The following is a 16,569-nucleotide window of genomic DNA, read 5'->3' as shown; positions in this document are numbered from 1 at the left end:
CCGGAGCCGCCCGGCCCGCCCTTACGCTGACCGCCGTGTCGACCCCCGACGGCGCGCCGGCGCCCGCGCCGCACCCGGACTACCGGTTCAGCCTGGCCAACGAGCGCACCCTGCTGGCCTGGCTGCGCACCGCGCTGGCCCTGGTGGCCGGCGGGGTGGCGATGACCCAGTTCGTGCCCGAGCTCGGCGTCCCGGCGGGCGGCCCGGCGGTCTCGGTCGCGCTGGTGCTGGCCGGCGGGGTGACGGCGGTGGCCGGGCACCGGCGGTACCGGCGCAACGAGCGGGCGATCGCGGCGGACGAGCCGCTGCCGGTGAGCACGGCGGCCGCCTGGGTCACCGGGCTGGTCGCACTGCTGGCGGTCGCGCTGCTGGTGCTGGTCGCGGTCGAGATCGGCCGCGGGTGAGCGCGGGCGAGACCCAGCCGGCGCGCACGGTGCTGGCCTGGCAGCGGACCGGGCTGGGGGTGCTCGCGGTGGCCGGGCTGCTGCTGCGCTCGGCGGCGGTGCACGGCCGGCCTGCGGTGCTCGTGCTGGCGGCGGTCGTGGCCGCGGCGGGGCTGGCCGTGCTGGGCGTGCTCACCCGGCGCCGGGCCGGGTCCGCGCAGCAGGCGGCCGGACGCGCGGGGGACGCGAGGACGCCCCGGCTCGCCGCCGTGGCCACCGGGCTGGTGGTGCTGTGCGCGGCGTGCGCGCTCGCAGCGGACCTCGTGGTCCGCACCGGCTGACCGCCGGCCCACGCCGCCGCCGGCCCGGGGCCGGGCCGGCGGCGGCGTGGTGCAGGTCAGTCGCGAGCGCGACCGGAGGGGTTCGGCCGGTCGGTGGGGTGCGCGTAGCGCAGCCGCTCCGGCGGGAGCGGGAAGGCGTGGTCCTCACCGAAGGGCGACAGGCCACCGGCCATCTCGCTCATGAGCTCGGTGACGGGCGGGCCGTCGCCCGTCGACTTCCCCCAGGTCGGCTCGACCAGGTGGGCGTGCTTGTCCTTGCGCTTGGACGACATCGGGCCTCCATCTGCGGTGCGGTGCCCGGATCAGCTCCCCGGGTGCCTCGGTGCCATCATCCCGGATCGCCGTGCCCGCGTGCACCCGCACTCCCGGCCGTGTCGCCGGGAGGGGTCAGCGGCGGCGGGCCGGGCGCGCGCCGTAGACCGTGCCGGCGCCGTCGGCGGACAGCACCCACTCCTGCGGGGCGACCTCCGCCCAGCGCACCACGGCGCCGGAGAGCCGCTGCACCTCCCGGGTCCGCCACACCGCCGTGGACATCAGCCGCAGCCGCAGCGGCTCGTCGACGTCGTCGGACTCCACGTGCAGCATCGCCGGCCCCGCGATGCGCAGGACGCCGGAGCGCCAGGGCTCGCGGGCCAGGCCGGCGGTCCACCGGCGCACCCGCAGCAGCGAGCCGAGCCCGGCCAGGGCGGCCGCCGTCCCGGCCAGCACCAGCCCGACGACGAGGAGCCCGGCGCCGGGGACCCGGGAGCCGCCGTCCTCGGCGATCCGGATCACGGCCGAGCCGAGCACGAACCCGAGGACGACGGCCAGCGCTCCGCCGCCCAGCCAGCGCAGCGCACCCGCCCGGAGCGCGGCCAGGTCGGTGCGGGTCTGCGGGTCGTCGAGGGCGGGCACGGCGGCGATGCTCCCAGACCGGCACGTCCCGGGGACCTGGTCCGCGGCCCTCGGTGCACGGTGGGCCGGCCGCGGCGGGCCCACCGGTGGGGTGAGCGGCACCGGCCGCCGCAGCGGCACCACCCCCGTCCGACGTAGCGTGGAACGGATGCCCGCCGACCAGCCCGCCACGCTCGCCGCCTGGTTGCGCACCCGCACCGACGAGCAGCTGGGCGCCCTGCTGGTCGCCCGGCCCGACGTCGCCCGCCCCGCTCCCTCCGACGTCGTGGGGCTGGCGACCCGCCTCGCCGTCCCGGTCTCGGTCGACCGGGCGCTGGACGAGCTGGACGCCACCACGCTGCAGGTGCTCGACGCCGTCCTGCTCTCCCCCACCGACGGCGTCCCCCGGGCCGAGCTGCCCGGCCTGCTGCCCGACGTCCCCGCGGAGGTCGTCGCGGCCGGGGTGGAGACGCTGACCACCCGCGCGCTGCTGTGGGGCGACGACGAGCTGCACGCCCCCGAGCCGGTGCGCCGCGCGGTCCGCTACCCCGCGGGCCTGGGCCGGCGGGCCACCGACCTGCGGGTGCCGCTCCCCCGCGACCTGCCCGCCACGCTGGCCGAGCTCGCCCCCGACGAGCGCACCGTGCTCGACCGGCTGGCCGGTGACCGCCCGGTCGGCCACCTGCCCGACTCCGCCGCCGGCTCGCTCACCCCGGCCCGGCGGCTGCTGCAGGCCGGGCTGCTGGCCCGGATCGACGCGATCAACGTCGAGCTGCCCCGGGAGATCGGGCTCGTCCTGCGCGGCGACCAGCCCCTGGGGCCGCCGCGGCTGCGCCCCGAGCCGGAGGTCACCCGGCGCGACCCGTCCGTCGTCGACCAGCAGGCCGCCGGCTCCGCGCTCGAGGTGCTGAGCCGGGTCACCGACGTCCTCACCGCCCTGGAGGAGGAGCCGGCCGGGCTCCTGCGCAGCGGTGGGCTCGGGGTGCGCGACGCGAAGCGGCTGGCCAAGGAGCTCAAGGTCGGCGAGCGCGACATCGCCTTCCTGGTCGAGGTCGCGTACGCCGCCGGGCTGCTGGACGTCGGCGGCGCGCAGCGCGACGAGTGGCTGCCGACCCGCGGCTACGACGCCTGGCGCGAGCAGGACCTCACCGACCGCTGGGCGGTGCTCGCCGCGGGCTGGCTGACCAGCCCGCGGCTGATCTCCCTGGTCGGCGAGCGCGACGTCGCGGGCAAGGCGGTCAACGTGCTCTCCCCCGACGTGGTCCGGCAGACCGCGCCGGCGCTGCGACGGTCGGCGCTGGCGGTGCTGGCGGAGTTCGGCCCCGGCGAGGGCCTGGCCGCCGGCGAGCTGGTGCAGCTGCTGCGCTGGCGCACCCCGCGGCGGGCCGACCGGCTGTCCCCGGTGCCGGACCTGCTGGCCGAGGCCGAGCGGCTGGGCATCGCGGCCGGCGGGGTGCTCGGCTCCGGCGGCCGTGGGCTGCTCGCCGACGGTGAGGACGGCGCCGCGGACGGGATGCGCGGCCTGCTGCCGGCCCCGGTCGACCACGTGCTCGCCCAGCCTGACCTCTCCCTCATCGCGCCGGGCCCGCTGCTCGCCGACCTGGCCGGCACGCTGGCCGTGGTCGCCGACGTCGAGTCCTCCGGCGGCGCGACGGTCTACCGGGTCTCGGAGGCCAGCATCCGGCGGGCGCTGGACTCCGGCTGGTCGGCGAGCGACCTGCACGACTTCTTCACGCGCGCCTCCCGCACCCCGGTGCCACAGGCGCTGGACTACCTGGTCGACGACGTCGCCCGGCAGCACGGCCGGCTTCGGGTCGGCGCCATCGAGTGCTACGTCCGCTCCGACGACCACGGGCTGGTCTCCCAGGTGCTCAGCGACCGCCGCACCGCCAACGCCGAGCTGCGCCGGCTCGCCCCCGGCGTCCTGGTCAGCGGGCTGGGGGCCGACGAGGTGCTCACCGTGCTGCGGGCCGCCGGGTACGCCCCGGCCGGGGAGTCCTCCGGTGGCGCGGTCCTGACCCGGCCGAAGGCGCCGGCGCGGGCCGCCGGACGCCGTCCCGGGAGCCCGGCCGCCGCCGGCCCCCGGCCGCTGCGACCGGAGGACGTCGCGGCCACCGTCCGGGAGGTCCGCGCCGGGGACGCCGCGCTGGCCGCCCGCCGGGCCGAGCCGGTGCGCCAGATCCCCGGGGTCACCACCGCCAGCACGCTGGAGCTGCTCTCCCGTGCGGTCAGCGAGGGCCTGCCGGTGTGGCTGGGCTACGTCGACGCCCAGGGCAGCGGCAGCCAGCGCGTCGTCCAGCCGGTGTCGCTGTCCGGCGGCTTCCTGCAGGGCTTCGACGAGGGCCGCGGCGAGACGCGCACCTTCGCCGTCCACCGGATCACCTCGGTCGCGCTGGTAGGACCGCAGGACGCCCCCGCCCCGTCCTGAGACCTGTTCCCCTGACCGGGTGACTCCGGGATGATCACGACCCCGCCCGGCGTTCCGCGGAGGTAGTTGGTGCACACAACCAGCGGCCGGGCAGACCGTCCCGGACCTCCGCTGGCTGTCACGGGCAGGAGTGGTGGACATGACGAGCAGGACGACGGTCGCCGACCGACTGGCCACGGCACTGGGTGCGGTGCTGGGGACGAGCGAGCTGCCGGTGCGACTGCGCGGCTGGGACGGGTCGGTCACCGGCCCGGCCGGCGCCCCGGTGGTCGCGGTGAACTCGCGGCGGGCGCTGCGCCGGATGGTCTGGGCACCCGGCCAACTGGGCCTGGGCCGGGCCTACGTCGCGGGTGAGATCGACATCGAGGACGACGTCTTCGCCACCTTCGCCGCACTCCGGACGGCGGGCCGGCTGAACCAGGAGGGCCCGGCGTCGCAGACCACGTGGCGCGAGCGGCTGTCGCTGCTCGGGACGGCGCTGCGGCTGGGCGCGATCGGCCCGGAGCCGGCCCCGCCGGCCGAGGAGTCCGCCGTCGAGGAGCGGGGGCACCGGCACTCCCGCCACCGGGACGCCGCCGCCATCAGCCACCACTACGACGTGGGCAACGACTTCTACTCCCTCGTGCTCGGCCCATCGATGGTCTACTCCTGCGCCGTCTGGGAGACCCCGGAGACCGGGCTGGACGCCGCGCAGGAGGCCAAGCTCGACCTGGTCTGCCGCAAGCTCGGGCTGACCGAGGGCGACCGGCTGCTGGACGTCGGCTGCGGCTGGGGCTCGATGGCGATCCACGCCGCGCGGCACCACGGCGCCACCGTCGTCGGCGTCACGCTGTCGGAGGAGCAGGCCCGGATGGCCCGCAAGCGGGTGGCCGAGGCGGGGCTGACCGACAAGGTCGACATCCGGGTGCAGGACTACCGCGAGGTCGACGACGAGCCCTTCGACGCGATCAGCTCGATCGGCATGGCCGAGCACGTGGGCCGCGCGCAGATGCCCGCCTACGCCGCCCAGCTGACCCGGCTGCTGCGCCCCGGCGGCCGGCTGCTCAACCACGCGATCGCCTGGAACGCCGGCCGCTCCACCGTGAAGCCGGACAGCTTCATCGGCCGCTACGTCTTCCCCGACGGCGAGCTGCTGAACCTGGGCGAGACCGTGAGCTTCCTGGGGAGCGCCGACATGGAGGTCCTGGACGTCGAGGCGCTGCGCCAGCACTACGCGCTCACCCTGCGCGCCTGGGTGGACCGGCTGGAGCAGCACTGGGACGCCGCCGTCGCCGCGACCAGCGAGGGCCGCGCCCGGGTCTGGCGGCTGTACATGGCCGCCAGCGCGCTGACCTTCGAGTCCGGCGAGATGGGCGTGGACCAGGTGCTGCTGCAGAAGCGCGGCGGCGGCCAGCACCCCCCGCTCCGCCGCACCGCCTGGCTCTGACCCCGCACCCACCCGGGGGGGCGAAAGTGGCCACTTTCGCCCCCCCCGGGAGGGCGGCGCCGCTCCTCGAGGGCGGCGCCCGACGCCGGACTGGGGTGAGACCTGCGATCTCGTGGCGTCCCGGCTCCTGAGCCTGCGAGATCGCGGATCTCGCGCACCCGCGGCGGGGCACCGGTGGTGAGGTCGGCCGCACACCGCCGTCCGGAAGGCGGTGTCACCGGACGGCGTTACCGTGGACAGTCCGCGTACAGGTCTGCGCGGAACCTGCGAACAGAGGATGCGCACGCGTGCCCGACGGCCCCCTGATCGTCCAGTCCGACAAGACGCTGTTGCTCGAGGTCGACCACCCGCAGTCCAAGGAGTGCCGGGCGGCGATCGCCCCCTTCGCGGAGCTGGAGCGCTCGCCCGAGCACGTGCACACCTACCGGGTCACCCCGCTGGCGCTGTGGAACGCCCGCGCCGCCGGCCACGACGCCGAGCAGGTCGTCGACGCCCTCGTGCGCTTCAGCCGCTACCCGGTGCCGCACGCCCTGCTGGTCGACATCGCCGACACGATGGACCGCTACGGCCGGCTCACCCTGGCCAACAACCCCGTCCACGGGCTGACCCTGACCAGCACCGACAAGGCCGTGCTGGAGGAGGTCGTCCGCAGCAAGCGGGTGGCCCCGATGCTCGGCGCCCGCATCGACGCCGACACCGTGATCGTGCACGCCGCCGAGCGCGGCCGGCTCAAGCAGGCGCTGCTGAAGATCGGCTGGCCGGCCGAGGACCTCGCCGGCTACGTCGACGGCCAGGCCCACCCGATCTCCCTCGCCCAGGACGGCTGGCACCTGCGCGACTACCAGCAGGAGGCCGTCGACGGCTTCTGGGCCGGTGGCTCCGGCGTCGTCGTCCTGCCCTGTGGTGCGGGCAAGACGCTGGTGGGTGCCGCGGCGATGGCCGAGGCCAAGGCGACCACGCTGATCCTGGTCACCAACACCGTCTCCGGCCGGCAGTGGAAGCGCGAGCTCATCGCCCGCACCTCGCTGACCGAGGAGGAGATCGGCGAGTACTCCGGGGAGCGCAAGGAGATCCGCCCGGTCACCATCGCGACCTACCAGGTGATCACCACCCGCCGGAAGGGCGAGTACCGGCACCTGGACCTCTTCGACGCCCAGGACTGGGGCCTCATCGTCTACGACGAGGTGCACCTGCTCCCCGCACCGATCTTCCGGCTCACCGCCGACCTGCAGTCCCGCCGCCGGCTGGGGCTGACCGCGACGCTGGTGCGCGAGGACGGCCGCGAGGACGACGTCTTCTCCCTGATCGGCCCGAAGCGCTACGACGCCCCGTGGCGGGACATCGAGGCCCAGGGCTACATCGCGCCGGCCGAGTGCATCGAGGTGCGGGTCAGCCTGGACGACGAGGAGCGGATGACCTACGCGGTCGCCGAGCCCGAGGAGCGGTACAAGATCGCCGCCACCGCGCAGTCGAAGCTGCCGGTGATCCGGCGCGTGCTGGAGCGGCACCCCGACGACCAGAAGCTGGTCATCGGCGCCTACCTCGACCAGCTCGACGAGCTCGGCGTGGCCCTCGACGCACCCGTGATCCAGGGGTCGACGACCAACAAGGAGCGGGAGCGGTTGTTCCAGGCCTTCCGCACCGGCGAGATCAAGACCCTGGTCGTCTCCAAGGTCGCGAACTTCTCCATCGACCTGCCCGAGGCCGCGGTCGCGGTGCAGGTGTCAGGGACGTTCGGCTCGCGGCAGGAGGAGGCCCAGCGCCTCGGCCGGGTGCTCCGCCCCAAGGCCGACGGCCGGCAGGCGCACTTCTACACGGTGGTCAGCCGCGACACCCTGGACAGCGAGTACGCCGCGCACCGGCAGCGCTTCCTGGCCGAGCAGGGCTACGCCTACACGATCGTCGACGCCGCCGACCTGGCCGGCCCCGGCGAGGTCAACGGCCCCGACTGGGTCGACGAGGGCGCCTGACGTCGTGATGGAGTCCCGGTGCTCGCTTCGTGCAGCGCTGGGACTCCATCAGCGCAGGGGCAGCGCCATCAGGACCTCGTCGCGGCGGTCGTCCGGGGTGACCGCGATGGCGCCGGGCCAGCGGCCGACGACCTGCCAGCCGAACCGCTCGTAGAACGGCTCCAGCCCGGCGCCGCCGCGGACCTCGATCCGCAACCAGTCGAGCCCCAGGTCCTCCCGGGCGGACCGGGCCACCTCGGCCATCAGCGCCCGGGCGACGCCGGTGCCCCGGTGGGTCACGGCGGTCTGCACCCGCTGGACCCAGGCCCAGTGCGCGAACACCGGCTCGGTGTTCGTGGCGAGCACCAGCCAGCCGGCGACCTCGTCACCGGCCCGGGCCACGAGCAGCCGGTTGCCCGGCGCCTCGACCGTCGCGTCCAGCACCGGCCGGACGACGGCGTCGGTCACCGGGAGCTGCTGGGCGAACCCGACCGCTCCCCCGGCGTTGGCCACGTCCCGCCAGCACGCGGTGAGCTCGGCGCGCAGGTCGGCGCCGACGTCGTCCGGGGTCGAGAGCCAGGTGAGGGACGCGGTCACCGGCGCAGTCTGTCAACGGCCCCGGGACACCTGGGGACGGCGGGACCGGCGGTGGTGACGAGACGGTCCCGCCCACGCCATGAGAAGTGCCACACCCCGTCGTCCCGGGCAGGGAAACCGCAGGTCAGCGGTGGGTGGACGCATCCCCATACGCGCTGGTGGGCGGGGCGCGCCGGAGGCACCCGGTTGGGCGTGTTGCCCCCGGCCCGACCAGAATGACCCTCGACATGGCGACTGCGACACAGGCGGCGGCGCGAGCCCCGCAGACGAACAGCCGACCGCTCCGGGCCTGGCAGACCGCGGCCCTCGGCAAGTACGAGGAGTCCTCCCCCAAGGACTTCCTGGTCACCGCGACCCCGGGCGCCGGGAAGACCACCTTCGCCCTGACCCTGGCCGCCCGGCTGCTCGCCAAGCGCGAGGTCGCCCGGGTGATCGTCGTCTGCCCGACCGACCACCTGCGCATGCAGTGGGCCGACGCCGCCCACGCGATGGGCATCGTGCTCGACCCGAACCTCACCAACGCGATCGGCCCGGTGCGCGCCGGCACCCAGGGCTACGTCACCACCTACGCCCAGGTCGCCGGCAAGCCGATGCTCCACGCCGCCCGCGCGACCAGCGTCAAGACGCTGGTGATCCTCGACGAGGTCCACCACGCCGGTGACGGCCTGTCCTGGGGCGAGGCGGTGGAGGAGGCCTACGGCCGCGCCGCCCGCCGGCTCTGCCTGACCGGGACGCCGTTCCGCACCAAGGCCGACGAGCGCATCCCGTTCGTCCGCTACGTCGAGGACGGTTTCGAGGGCCAGGGCGGCCTGATGTCGATGGCCGACTTCACCTACGGCTACAAGGAGGCGCTGGCCGACAACGTGGTCCGGCCGGTCGTCTTCGCCGCCTACACCGGCACCTCGCGCTGGCGGAACTCCGCCGGCGAGGTCGTCGCCGCGTCGCTGTCCGAGGCCGGCACCAAGTCGGTCGAGATGCAGGCCTGGCGCACGGCGCTGGACCCCAAGGGCCAGTGGGTGCCGCACGTCATCGCCGCGATGGACGACCGGATCACCCACCTGCGCGAGTCCGGCATGCCCGACGCCGCCGGGCTGGTGCTGGCCAGCGACCAGGACGACGCCCGCGAGTACGCCAAGATCGTCCGCCGGGTCACCGGCAAGGCGCCCGAGCTGATCCTCTCCGACGACCCGAAGGCGTCGAAGAAGATCGAGAAGTTCAACCTCGGCGGTGCCCGGATCGCCGTCTGCGTGCGGATGGTCTCCGAGGGCGTCGACGTGCCGCGCGCCGCCGTCCTGGCCTGGATGACCTCCTACCGGACGCCGCTGTTCTTCGCCCAGGCCGTCGGCCGCGTGGTGCGCGCCCGCGGGCCGCACGAGTCGGCGACGGTGTTCCTCCCCGCGGTGCGGCCGCTGCTCAGCCTCGCCGCGTCGATGGAGGAGCAGCGCAACCACGTCATGCCCCCGCCGAAGTCCCAGCCCGACGAGGAGCTCGAGGCCCTCGACCTGCCGCCGCGCGAGCCCCGCGAGGGCGAGATGCAGAAGTGGGAGGCACTCGAGGCCGACGCCCGGTTCGCCCACGTCCTGCACAGCGGGACGGCGCACACCGGCGAGGGCAGTCCGGCCACCGTCGTGCTGGGTGAGGAGGAAGAGGAGTACCTGGGCATCCCGGGGCTGCTCACCCCGGCCCAGACCGCCGAGCTGCTCTCCAAGCGGGACGACGAGCTGCGCATCCGCATCGCCGCCTCGCACGCCCGCGGTGACGACGACGGCTTCATGGTCGTCGAGGACCACCCCGAGGAGGACGCGGTCAGCAACGGCTGGCGCGACGTCGCCGAGCTGCGCCGGGAGATCAACCGGCTGGTGAACCGGATCGCGGCCAAGACGTCGCAGCCGCAGGCCGTGGTGCACACCCAGCTGCGCCAGTCGGTGCCCGGCCCCCCGTCGGCGTCCGCCTCGGTCGAGGTCCTCCGCGCCCGCCGCGAGCGCCTCCGCACGATGCTCTGACGGCTCCGGCCGCCGAGTGGGCAGGTGCGGTCGCTCGCCACGGCGCGCCCCGCCGTGTCGGTGGCCACGACTGCCCACCCGGCCGGGGCCGACCGGAAGAAAAGCGGCCCGGGCGGTGTCTTCCCTGGGGAGGCGCTCCCCTGAGGGGTGAGCCCTTCCCCGTGTGGGCAGACTGATGCCCACGAAGGCCGTGCAGCGCCGCACGGGCCGATGACCCCCGGTCTCCCGTCCCTACGGAGGCCGGCCGTGCCCGAGAGGACCAGCGTGCCTGAGAACGACCTGTCCCCCACCGTCTTCGTGCTCTACGGGGCCACCGGTGACCTGGCCCGCCGCATGGTGCTGCCGGCCTTCTACCAGCTGGCCCAGCACGGCCTGCTGCCCGCGGACTGGCGCCTGATCGGCAGCGGCCGCGGCGAGCGCAGCGACGAGGAGTTCGTCGAGCACGTCCAGGGTGCCCTCGACGAGTTCGCCTCCGGCACCGGCGACGGCCCGTGGGAGGAGTTCAGCCAGCGGCTGCGCTTCGCCGGCGGCGGGTTCACCGAGGAGGACCCGGGCCAGCTGCTCGACGCCGTCGACACCGCCCGCAAGGAGCTGGGTGACGAGGCGCAGCTGGTGCACTACCTGTCGCTGCCGCCGAAGGCGTTCACCGGCTACACGAAGGCGATCGGCGAGCACAGCCTCGCCAACGGTGCCCGGATCGTCTACGAGAAGCCGTTCGGCGCCTCCCCCGAGGGCTTCCGCGAACTCGACGAGCTGGTCCACTCGGTGTTCGACGAGGAGCAGGTCTTCCGGATCGACCACTTCCTGGGCAAGGAGGGCACGCAGGACCTGCACGCCCTCCGGTTCGCCAACGGGCTCTTCGAGCACATCTGGAGCCGCGAGCACATCGCGCAGGTGCAGATCGACGTCCCCGAGGACCTCGACGTCGCCGACCGCGCCGAGTTCTACGACGCCACCGGCGCCACCCTGGACATGCTGGTGACCCACCTGTTCCAGGTCGCGGCCGAGGTCGCCATGGAGCCCCCGGTCAGCTTCAAGGCCGACGACATCCTCGCCGCCCGCGAGTCGGTGCTGGCCAAGTTCCGCCCGCTCCAGCCCGAGGACGTCGTCCTGGGCCAGTTCGAGGGCTACCGCGAGCTCGACGGCGTGCCGGACGACAGCGACACCGACACCTTCGTCGCCGCCCGGCTGTGCATCGACTCCGGCCGCTGGCGGGGGGTGCCCTTCCTGCTGCGCACCGGCAAGAAGATGGCCGCCAAGCAGCAGCGCGTCAGCCTGATCCTGCACCGCCCCAAGGGCCCGGTGGACGACGTCCCGGCCAACGGCAACGTCGTCTCCCTGTCCCTGGCCGGCGCCGGATCGGTCGACATCGACGTGATGGCGAAGAAGCCCGGCCCGGACCTGGCGATGGCCCCGGCGCGCGTGTCGCTGGACCTGTCGAAGATCCCCGGCGGTGACCCGCTGCCGCCCTACGTCTCGCTGATCCACGACGTCCTGGTCGGCGACCGGTCGCTGTTCACCACCAGCGAGGGCTTGGCCCAGACCTGGCGCGCACTGCAGCCGGTGCTCGACGCCAAGCCCGAGGTGCACCCCTACGCCCCCGGCTCGTGGGGCCCGGCCGCAGCCAACGAGCTCGCCGGCGAGCACGGCTGGCTGCTGGGCCAGACCGAGACCTGAGGCAACGACGCGAACGGCCCCTCTCCGAGTCGGAGAGGGGCCGTTCTGCTGCGTGGGTCCGGACCGGACGCTGGTCGCCTCGCGGCGGTTTGCACATCCGCAGCTCCAGCCCCCGACCGAGGTCGGGGCGGTGTTCCGCGGCGGCAGTTATCTAGTGGAGCCCGGGGACACAGGTCGCCCGGCCCGGACGTGGGCAAGTCTACCCGCGCAACGACTCATGGAACCCCCGCCGTGCCAGACTCCGGTCGTGACCGGTGTCGCCTTCGACGACTGGGCCGCCCTCGCCGGCGACTCCCCCACCTCCCGCACCGAGTGGGCCGCCGTCGTCGGTGCGTGGTCCGAGCCGCACCGCCGCTACCACGACCTGGCGCACCTGGCCGCGGTCCTGGGCTTCGTCGACTCCCTCGCCGACCACGCCGCCGACCCGGTCGCCGTCCGGCTGGCCGCCTGGTACCACGACGTCGCCTACGACCCGCAGCGCAACGACAACGAGCAGGTCAGCGCCGAACGCGCGCGCATCGGCCTGCTCGGCCTGGTCGGGCCGGACACGGTCGCAGAGGTCGAGCGGCTCGTGCTGCTGACCGCCGGGCACGACCCCGCGCCGGACGACGCGAACGGCGCCGTCCTCTGCGACGCCGACCTGGCCGTGCTGGCCAGCCCGCCGCAGGCCTACGTCGCCTACGCGACCGCGGTCCGGGCGGAGTACGCGCACGTCCCCGACGCCGCCTTCGCCGCCGGACGGTCCGCCGTGCTCGAGCAGCTGCTGGCCCTGCCCGCCCTCTTCCGGACCCCGGCCGCCCAGGCGTGGACCGCCCCGGCCCGGGCCAACCTGGCCGCCGAGCTCAGCCTGCTGCGCGCCCGGTCCTGACCCGGGCGCCGCTCCTCAAGGCCGCGGCTTCTTGCGGCGGAGGCCGGCGCCCATCAGCCGCTGCAGCAGCTCCCGGCTGCCCACCGGCTCAGCACCGGCTCCCACCGCGACCGCGTACAGCTCCTCCGGGACGTCGTAGTGGTCGCCCTGGAACGCCCGGCGCGGCATGCCCAGGTGGACGGCGACGAAGGCGTGCAGCTCGTCGTGGTCGACGTCGCTCACCAGGTGCGACCACTTGCGCCCCCGCCACGGCCAGACGGGGCTGTCGATCAGCAGTGCCACCCGCCCAGTCTGCCTCCCGTAGCGTCTCCGGACATGAGCGAGATCCGCTGGGGTGTTGTCGGTCCGGGCCGCATCGCGGAGAAGGTGGTGGCCGACTTCGCCGTCGTCGAGGGCGCCCGCGCGGTCGCCGTGGCCTCCCGCTCGGGCGACCGGGCCCGTGACTTCGCCGACCGGCACGGCATCGAGCGGGCGCACGGCTCCTACGCCGAGATCCTGGCCGACCCGGACGTCGACGTGCTGTACGTGGCGACGCCGCACCCGCAGCACCACGCGATCGTCCTGGGCGCGATCGCCGCGGGCAAGGCGCTGCTGGTGGAGAAGGCGTTCACCGCGACCGTCGCCGGCGCCCGGGAGGTCGTCGACGCCGCCCGCGCCGCGGACGTGTTCGTCATGGAGGCGATGTGGACCCGCTTCCAGCCCGCCGTGGTGCGGCTGCGCGAGCTGGTCGCCGACGGCGCGATCGGTGAGGTGCGCTCGGTGCAGGCCGACCTCGGCGTCCAGCGCGAGTTCGACCCCACCGACCGGCTGTTCGCCAAGGAACTCGGTGGCGGCGCCCTGCTCGACCTGGGCGTCTACGTCGTCTCCTTCGCCCAGATGCTGCTCGGCGACCCGGACACCGTCAGCGCCACCGGGTCGCTGTTCGACAACGGCGTGGAGGCCGAGGCCTCGCTGCTGCTCGGGTACGCCGACGGCCGCTCCGCGTCCCTGATGACCTCGCTGCACAACGCGCTGCCCGGCCAGGCCCGGGTGTTCGGCACCGCGGGCTGGATCGACGTCCTCCCCCGCTTCCACCACCCGGCCACGATCGTGCTGCACCGGGTCGGCGCGGAGCCGGAGGAGATCACCCTGCCGGCGCTGGCCTCGGGCTACTCGCACGAGCTGATCGAGGTCACCGAGTCCCTGCGGGCCGGGCGCACCGAGAGCGCGGTCATGCCCCTGGCCGACACCCTCGCCGTGCAGGAGGTCCTCGAGCAGGCCGCCGGTCAGCTCGGCGTGACCTTCGCCGAGGACCCCGCCGTCCTCTGACGGGCGGGGGGCCACGCGCTCCCCTCCGCCTCGGCGATCGTGGGCACCCGGGTGTGCTCCCGGTCCACGGCGCGGACCGCACCGGCGAAGGTGACCGCGTCGACCGTCGCCGCGCCGCCGGGGTCGTTGTTGAAGTACACGAGGACGTCGTCGTCGCCGTAGGTGTCGCTCAACCGCTGCGCCCACAGCTGGAGGGTCTCCGGCCGGTACCCCCAGCCCTCGGCGCCGGTGTGCAGTCGCAGATAGCCCCACTCCGCCGTCCGCCACAGCGGGGCAACCGGCTGCTCGCCCCGGTCGGCCCAGCACAGCGCCGCGGAGTACCGCTCCAGCAGGGTCCGGACGTCGTCGGTCCACCAGCTCTCGTGCCGCGGCTCGACGGCCACCCGGGTGCCCGCCGGGAACTGGCCGAGGCACTCGCTGAGCAGGTCGACGTCGCACCGCAGCGTGGGCGGCAGCTGCAGCAGGACGACGTCCAGCCGGTCACCCAGGCCGGCCACCCGGTCCATCAGCCGGGCCACCGGCTCGGCCGGCTCCCGAAGTCGCTTCATGTGGGTGAGGAAGCGGCTCGCCTTCACCGCCCAGCGGTAGTCGTCCGGGGTGCGCTCGCGCCACGCCTCGAACGTCGTCCGCTCCGGCAGCCGGTAGAAGGCGTTGTTGCTCTCCACGGTGGCGAAGTGGGCGGCGTGGTGCTCCAGCCACAGCCGCTGCGGCAGGGCCGGTGGGTAGAAGCGGCCGCGCCAGTCGCGGTACTGCCACCCCGACGTCCCGATGACCACCGTCATCCGGCACGCCTACCCCGCCCGGCTCCCCGGGGAACGGCGGCTGTCCCAGGTGATCATCTCGGGCGGGACACCGAGGCGCGGGCGGGAACGCCGACAGGGGCGGCCCCGCGAGTGCGGGACCGCCCCTGCCGGGCGGTGCTGGTGGTGCTGGTGGTGCTGTGCTCAGCGGGCGCCGAGCGGTGGACTCAGAAGTCCATGCCGCCCATGCCGCCGCCCTCGCCGCCGCCCATGGGCGGACCGTTCTTCTCCGGCTTGTCGGCGATGACGGCCTCGGTGGTCAGGAAGAGCGCCGCGATGGAGGCGGCGTTCTGCAGGGCCGAGCGGGTGACCTTGGCCGGGTCGATGATGCCGGCCGCGATCAGGTCCACGTACTCCCCGGTGGCGGCGTTGAGGCCCCAGCCGATCTCGGAGTTGCGGACCTTCTCCGCCACGACGCCACCCTCGAGGCCGGCGTTGACGGCGATCTGCTTCAGCGGGGCCTCGAGCGCGACGCGCACGATGTTGGCACCGGTCGCCTCGTCACCCTCGAGGTCGAGCTTGTCGAACGCGACGGTGACGGCCTGCGCCAGGGCGACGCCACCACCGGCGACGATGCCCTCCTCGACGGCGGCCTTGGCGTTGCGCACCGCGTCCTCGATGCGGTGCTTGCGCTCCCGCAGCTCGACCTCGGTGGCGGCACCGGCCTTGATCACCGCGACGCCGCCGGCCAGCTTGGCCAGCCGCTCCTGCAGCTTCTCGCGGTCGTAGTCGGAGTCCGACTTCTCGATCTCCGCGCGGATCTGGTTGACGCGACCCTGGATCTGGTCGGCGTCACCAGCGCCCTCGATGATCGTGGTCTCGTCCTTGGTGGTGACGAACTTGCGCGCGCGGCCCAGCAGGGACAGGTCGGCGGTGTCCAGCTTGAGGCCGACCTCCTCGCTGATGACCTGGCCACCGGTGAGGATGGCGATGTCGGCGAGCATGGCCTTGCGACGGTCACCGAAGCCGGGGGCCTTGACGGCGACCGACTTGAAGGTGCCGCGGATCTTGTTGACGACCAGGGTCGCGAGGGCCTCGCCCTCGACGTCCTCGGCGATGATCGCCAGCGGCTTGCCGGACTGCATGACCTTCTCCAGCAGCGGGAGCAGGTCCTTGACCGTGGAGATCTTCGAGTTGACGACCAGGATGTACGGGTCGTCGAGCACGGTCTCCATGCGGTCGGTGTCGGTCACGAAGTAGGCCGACAGGTGACCCTTGTCGAAGCGCATGCCCTCGGTGAGCTCGAGCTCGAGGCCGAAGGTGTTGCTCTCCTCGACGGTGATGACGCCTTCCTTGCCGACCTTGTCCATCGCCTCGGCGATGAGCTCGCCGATGGCCGGGTCCGCGGCGGAGATCGAGGCGGTGGCCGCGATCTGCTCCTTGGTCTCGACGTCCTTGGCGGTCGACAGCAGGTACTCGGAGACCGAGGCGACGGCCTTCTCGATGCCCTTCTTCAGGGCCATCGGGTTAGCGCCGGCGGCGACGTTGCGCAGCCCCTCGCGGACGAGGGCCTGGGCGAGCACGGTGGCGGTGGTGGTGCCGTCACCCGCGACGTCGTCGGTCTTCTTGGCGACCTCCTTGACGAGCTCGGCCCCGATCTTCTCCCACGGGTCCTCGAGCTCGATCTCCTTGGCGATGCTCACACCGTCGTTGGTGATGGTGGGGGCGCCCCACTTCTTCTCCAGCACGACGTTGCGGCCACGGGGGCCGAGCGTCACCTTGACGGCGTCGGCGAGCTGGTTCATGCCCCGCTCGAGGCCGCGGCGGGCCTCTTCGTTGAACGCGATCATCTTGGCCATGTGGTGATGTCCTCCGAGCGTGGATCGCTGCACGGCCGGCTCCGGTGCCCGCGACGGACGGCACCGGCGCCGTGGACGCTCCTGCGGCCCACGTTCCGGTACCTCACCGTTCCGACC

15 protein-coding genes are annotated in these 16,569 nt (G+C 74.3%); 9 read left to right on the top strand and 6 right to left on the bottom strand.

Features of this window, described 5'->3' with window-relative positions; translation table 11 throughout:
• Window positions 1-35 precede the first annotated feature (35 nt).
• Together O2W14_RS14830 and O2W14_RS14825 are read left to right on the top strand one after the other, a co-directional pair.
• Window positions 36-404: a YidH family protein gene (locus O2W14_RS14830; RefSeq protein ID WP_269176874.1), complete on the top strand. Its 369-nt coding sequence runs from the start codon at window positions 36-38 to the stop codon at window positions 402-404.
• Window positions 401-724: a DUF202 domain-containing protein gene (locus O2W14_RS14825; protein ID WP_269176873.1), complete on the top strand. Its 324-nt coding sequence runs from the start codon at window positions 401-403 to the stop codon at window positions 722-724. The genes O2W14_RS14830 and O2W14_RS14825 overlap by 4 nt, the downstream gene beginning before the upstream one ends.
• Window positions 725-780: 56 nt before the next feature.
• Here O2W14_RS14825 and O2W14_RS14820 read toward each other — a convergent pair whose 3' ends face one another.
• The gene (locus O2W14_RS14820; RefSeq protein WP_269176872.1) at window positions 781-996 is read right to left on the bottom strand and encodes a hypothetical protein; all 216 of its coding nucleotides are present in this window, start codon (window positions 994-996) and stop codon (window positions 781-783) included.
• Between the two features lie 115 nt (window positions 997-1,111).
• On the bottom strand, window positions 1,112-1,618 hold the full coding sequence (locus tag O2W14_RS14815) for a hypothetical protein (RefSeq protein ID WP_269176871.1): 507 nt from the start codon (window positions 1,616-1,618) through the stop codon (window positions 1,112-1,114).
• A 148-nt stretch (window positions 1,619-1,766) separates the two neighbouring features.
• Between O2W14_RS14815 and O2W14_RS14810 the strand changes: the two genes are divergently transcribed.
• From O2W14_RS14810 to O2W14_RS14800, 3 genes are all read left to right on the top strand, one after another.
• Window positions 1,767-4,025: a helicase C-terminal domain-containing protein gene (locus O2W14_RS14810; protein WP_269176870.1), complete on the top strand. Its 2,259-nt coding sequence runs from the start codon at window positions 1,767-1,769 to the stop codon at window positions 4,023-4,025.
• A 139-nt stretch (window positions 4,026-4,164) separates the two neighbouring features.
• Complete coding sequence (locus O2W14_RS14805) at window positions 4,165-5,451, top strand: SAM-dependent methyltransferase (RefSeq protein ID WP_269176869.1); 1,287 nt, start codon at window positions 4,165-4,167, stop codon at window positions 5,449-5,451.
• A gap of 287 nt (window positions 5,452-5,738) precedes the next feature.
• On the top strand, window positions 5,739-7,421 hold the full coding sequence (locus tag O2W14_RS14800; protein ID WP_269176868.1) for a DNA repair helicase XPB: 1,683 nt from the start codon (window positions 5,739-5,741) through the stop codon (window positions 7,419-7,421).
• A gap of 48 nt (window positions 7,422-7,469) precedes the next feature.
• Here the strand turns inward: O2W14_RS14800 and O2W14_RS14795 are convergent, their stop codons facing one another.
• Window positions 7,470-7,997: a GNAT family N-acetyltransferase gene (locus tag O2W14_RS14795; RefSeq protein WP_269176867.1), complete on the bottom strand. Its 528-nt coding sequence runs from the start codon at window positions 7,995-7,997 to the stop codon at window positions 7,470-7,472.
• A gap of 227 nt (window positions 7,998-8,224) precedes the next feature.
• On the opposite strand from O2W14_RS14795, the gene O2W14_RS14790 reads away from it, so the two are divergent.
• From O2W14_RS14790 to O2W14_RS14780, 3 genes are all read left to right on the top strand, one after another.
• Window positions 8,225-10,000, top strand: coding sequence for a DEAD/DEAH box helicase (locus O2W14_RS14790; RefSeq protein WP_269176866.1), 1,776 nt, complete (start codon window positions 8,225-8,227; stop codon window positions 9,998-10,000).
• A gap of 264 nt (window positions 10,001-10,264) precedes the next feature.
• On the top strand, window positions 10,265-11,677 hold the full coding sequence (locus O2W14_RS14785; protein WP_269176865.1) for a glucose-6-phosphate dehydrogenase: 1,413 nt from the start codon (window positions 10,265-10,267) through the stop codon (window positions 11,675-11,677).
• 247 nt (window positions 11,678-11,924) lie between these two features.
• Window positions 11,925-12,545 (top strand): HD domain-containing protein, encoded by a 621-nt coding sequence (locus O2W14_RS14780; protein WP_269176864.1) that lies wholly within the window; start codon window positions 11,925-11,927, stop codon window positions 12,543-12,545.
• Between the two features lie 15 nt (window positions 12,546-12,560).
• Here the strand turns inward: O2W14_RS14780 and O2W14_RS14775 are convergent, their stop codons facing one another.
• Window positions 12,561-12,827 carry a DUF4031 domain-containing protein gene (locus O2W14_RS14775; protein ID WP_269176863.1) on the bottom strand — a complete coding sequence of 89 codons (267 nt, stop codon included), beginning with the start codon at window positions 12,825-12,827 and terminating at the stop codon, window positions 12,561-12,563.
• 33 nt (window positions 12,828-12,860) lie between these two features.
• Between O2W14_RS14775 and O2W14_RS14770 the strand changes: the two genes are divergently transcribed.
• The gene (locus O2W14_RS14770; RefSeq protein ID WP_269176862.1) at window positions 12,861-13,853 is read left to right on the top strand and encodes a Gfo/Idh/MocA family protein; all 993 of its coding nucleotides are present in this window, start codon (window positions 12,861-12,863) and stop codon (window positions 13,851-13,853) included.
• Here the strand turns inward: O2W14_RS14770 and O2W14_RS14765 are convergent.
• Both O2W14_RS14765 and groL read right to left on the bottom strand, forming a co-directional pair.
• Complete coding sequence (locus O2W14_RS14765) at window positions 13,811-14,635, bottom strand: DUF72 domain-containing protein (protein WP_269176861.1); 825 nt, start codon at window positions 14,633-14,635, stop codon at window positions 13,811-13,813. The two genes, O2W14_RS14770 and O2W14_RS14765, sit on opposite strands and share 43 nt — an antisense overlap.
• A gap of 185 nt (window positions 14,636-14,820) precedes the next feature.
• Window positions 14,821-16,452 carry a chaperonin GroEL gene (gene groL / locus O2W14_RS14760; protein ID WP_269176860.1) on the bottom strand — a complete coding sequence of 544 codons (1,632 nt, stop codon included), beginning with the start codon at window positions 16,450-16,452 and terminating at the stop codon, window positions 14,821-14,823.
• Window positions 16,453-16,569 lie beyond the last annotated feature (117 nt).

This window comes from Modestobacter sp. VKM Ac-2986 (assembly GCF_026967795.1).
Classification (GTDB): domain Bacteria; phylum Actinomycetota; class Actinomycetes; order Mycobacteriales; family Geodermatophilaceae; genus Modestobacter.
The sequence above is the reverse complement of the archived record's forward strand: the minus strand, read 5'-3'. Positions and strand labels throughout refer to the sequence as shown.

Excerpts from the sequence above, each read along its gene's own strand:
- O2W14_RS14765 (WP_269176861.1), bottom strand. The coding sequence starts at position 14,635 with ATGACGGTGGTCATCGGGACGTCGGGGTGGCAGTACCGCGACTGGCGC.
- O2W14_RS14805 (WP_269176869.1), top strand. The coding sequence starts at position 4,165 with ATGACGAGCAGGACGACGGTCGCCGACCGACTGGCCACGGCACTGGGT.
- O2W14_RS14790 (WP_269176866.1), top strand. The coding sequence starts at position 8,225 with ATGGCGACTGCGACACAGGCGGCGGCGCGAGCCCCGCAGACGAACAGC.
- O2W14_RS14810 (WP_269176870.1), top strand. The coding sequence starts at position 1,767 with ATGCCCGCCGACCAGCCCGCCACGCTCGCCGCCTGGTTGCGCACCCGC.
- O2W14_RS14820 (WP_269176872.1), bottom strand. The coding sequence starts at position 996 with ATGTCGTCCAAGCGCAAGGACAAGCACGCCCACCTGGTCGAGCCGACC.
- O2W14_RS14770 (WP_269176862.1), top strand. The coding sequence starts at position 12,861 with ATGAGCGAGATCCGCTGGGGTGTTGTCGGTCCGGGCCGCATCGCGGAG.
- groL (WP_269176860.1), bottom strand. The coding sequence starts at position 16,452 with ATGGCCAAGATGATCGCGTTCAACGAAGAGGCCCGCCGCGGCCTCGAG.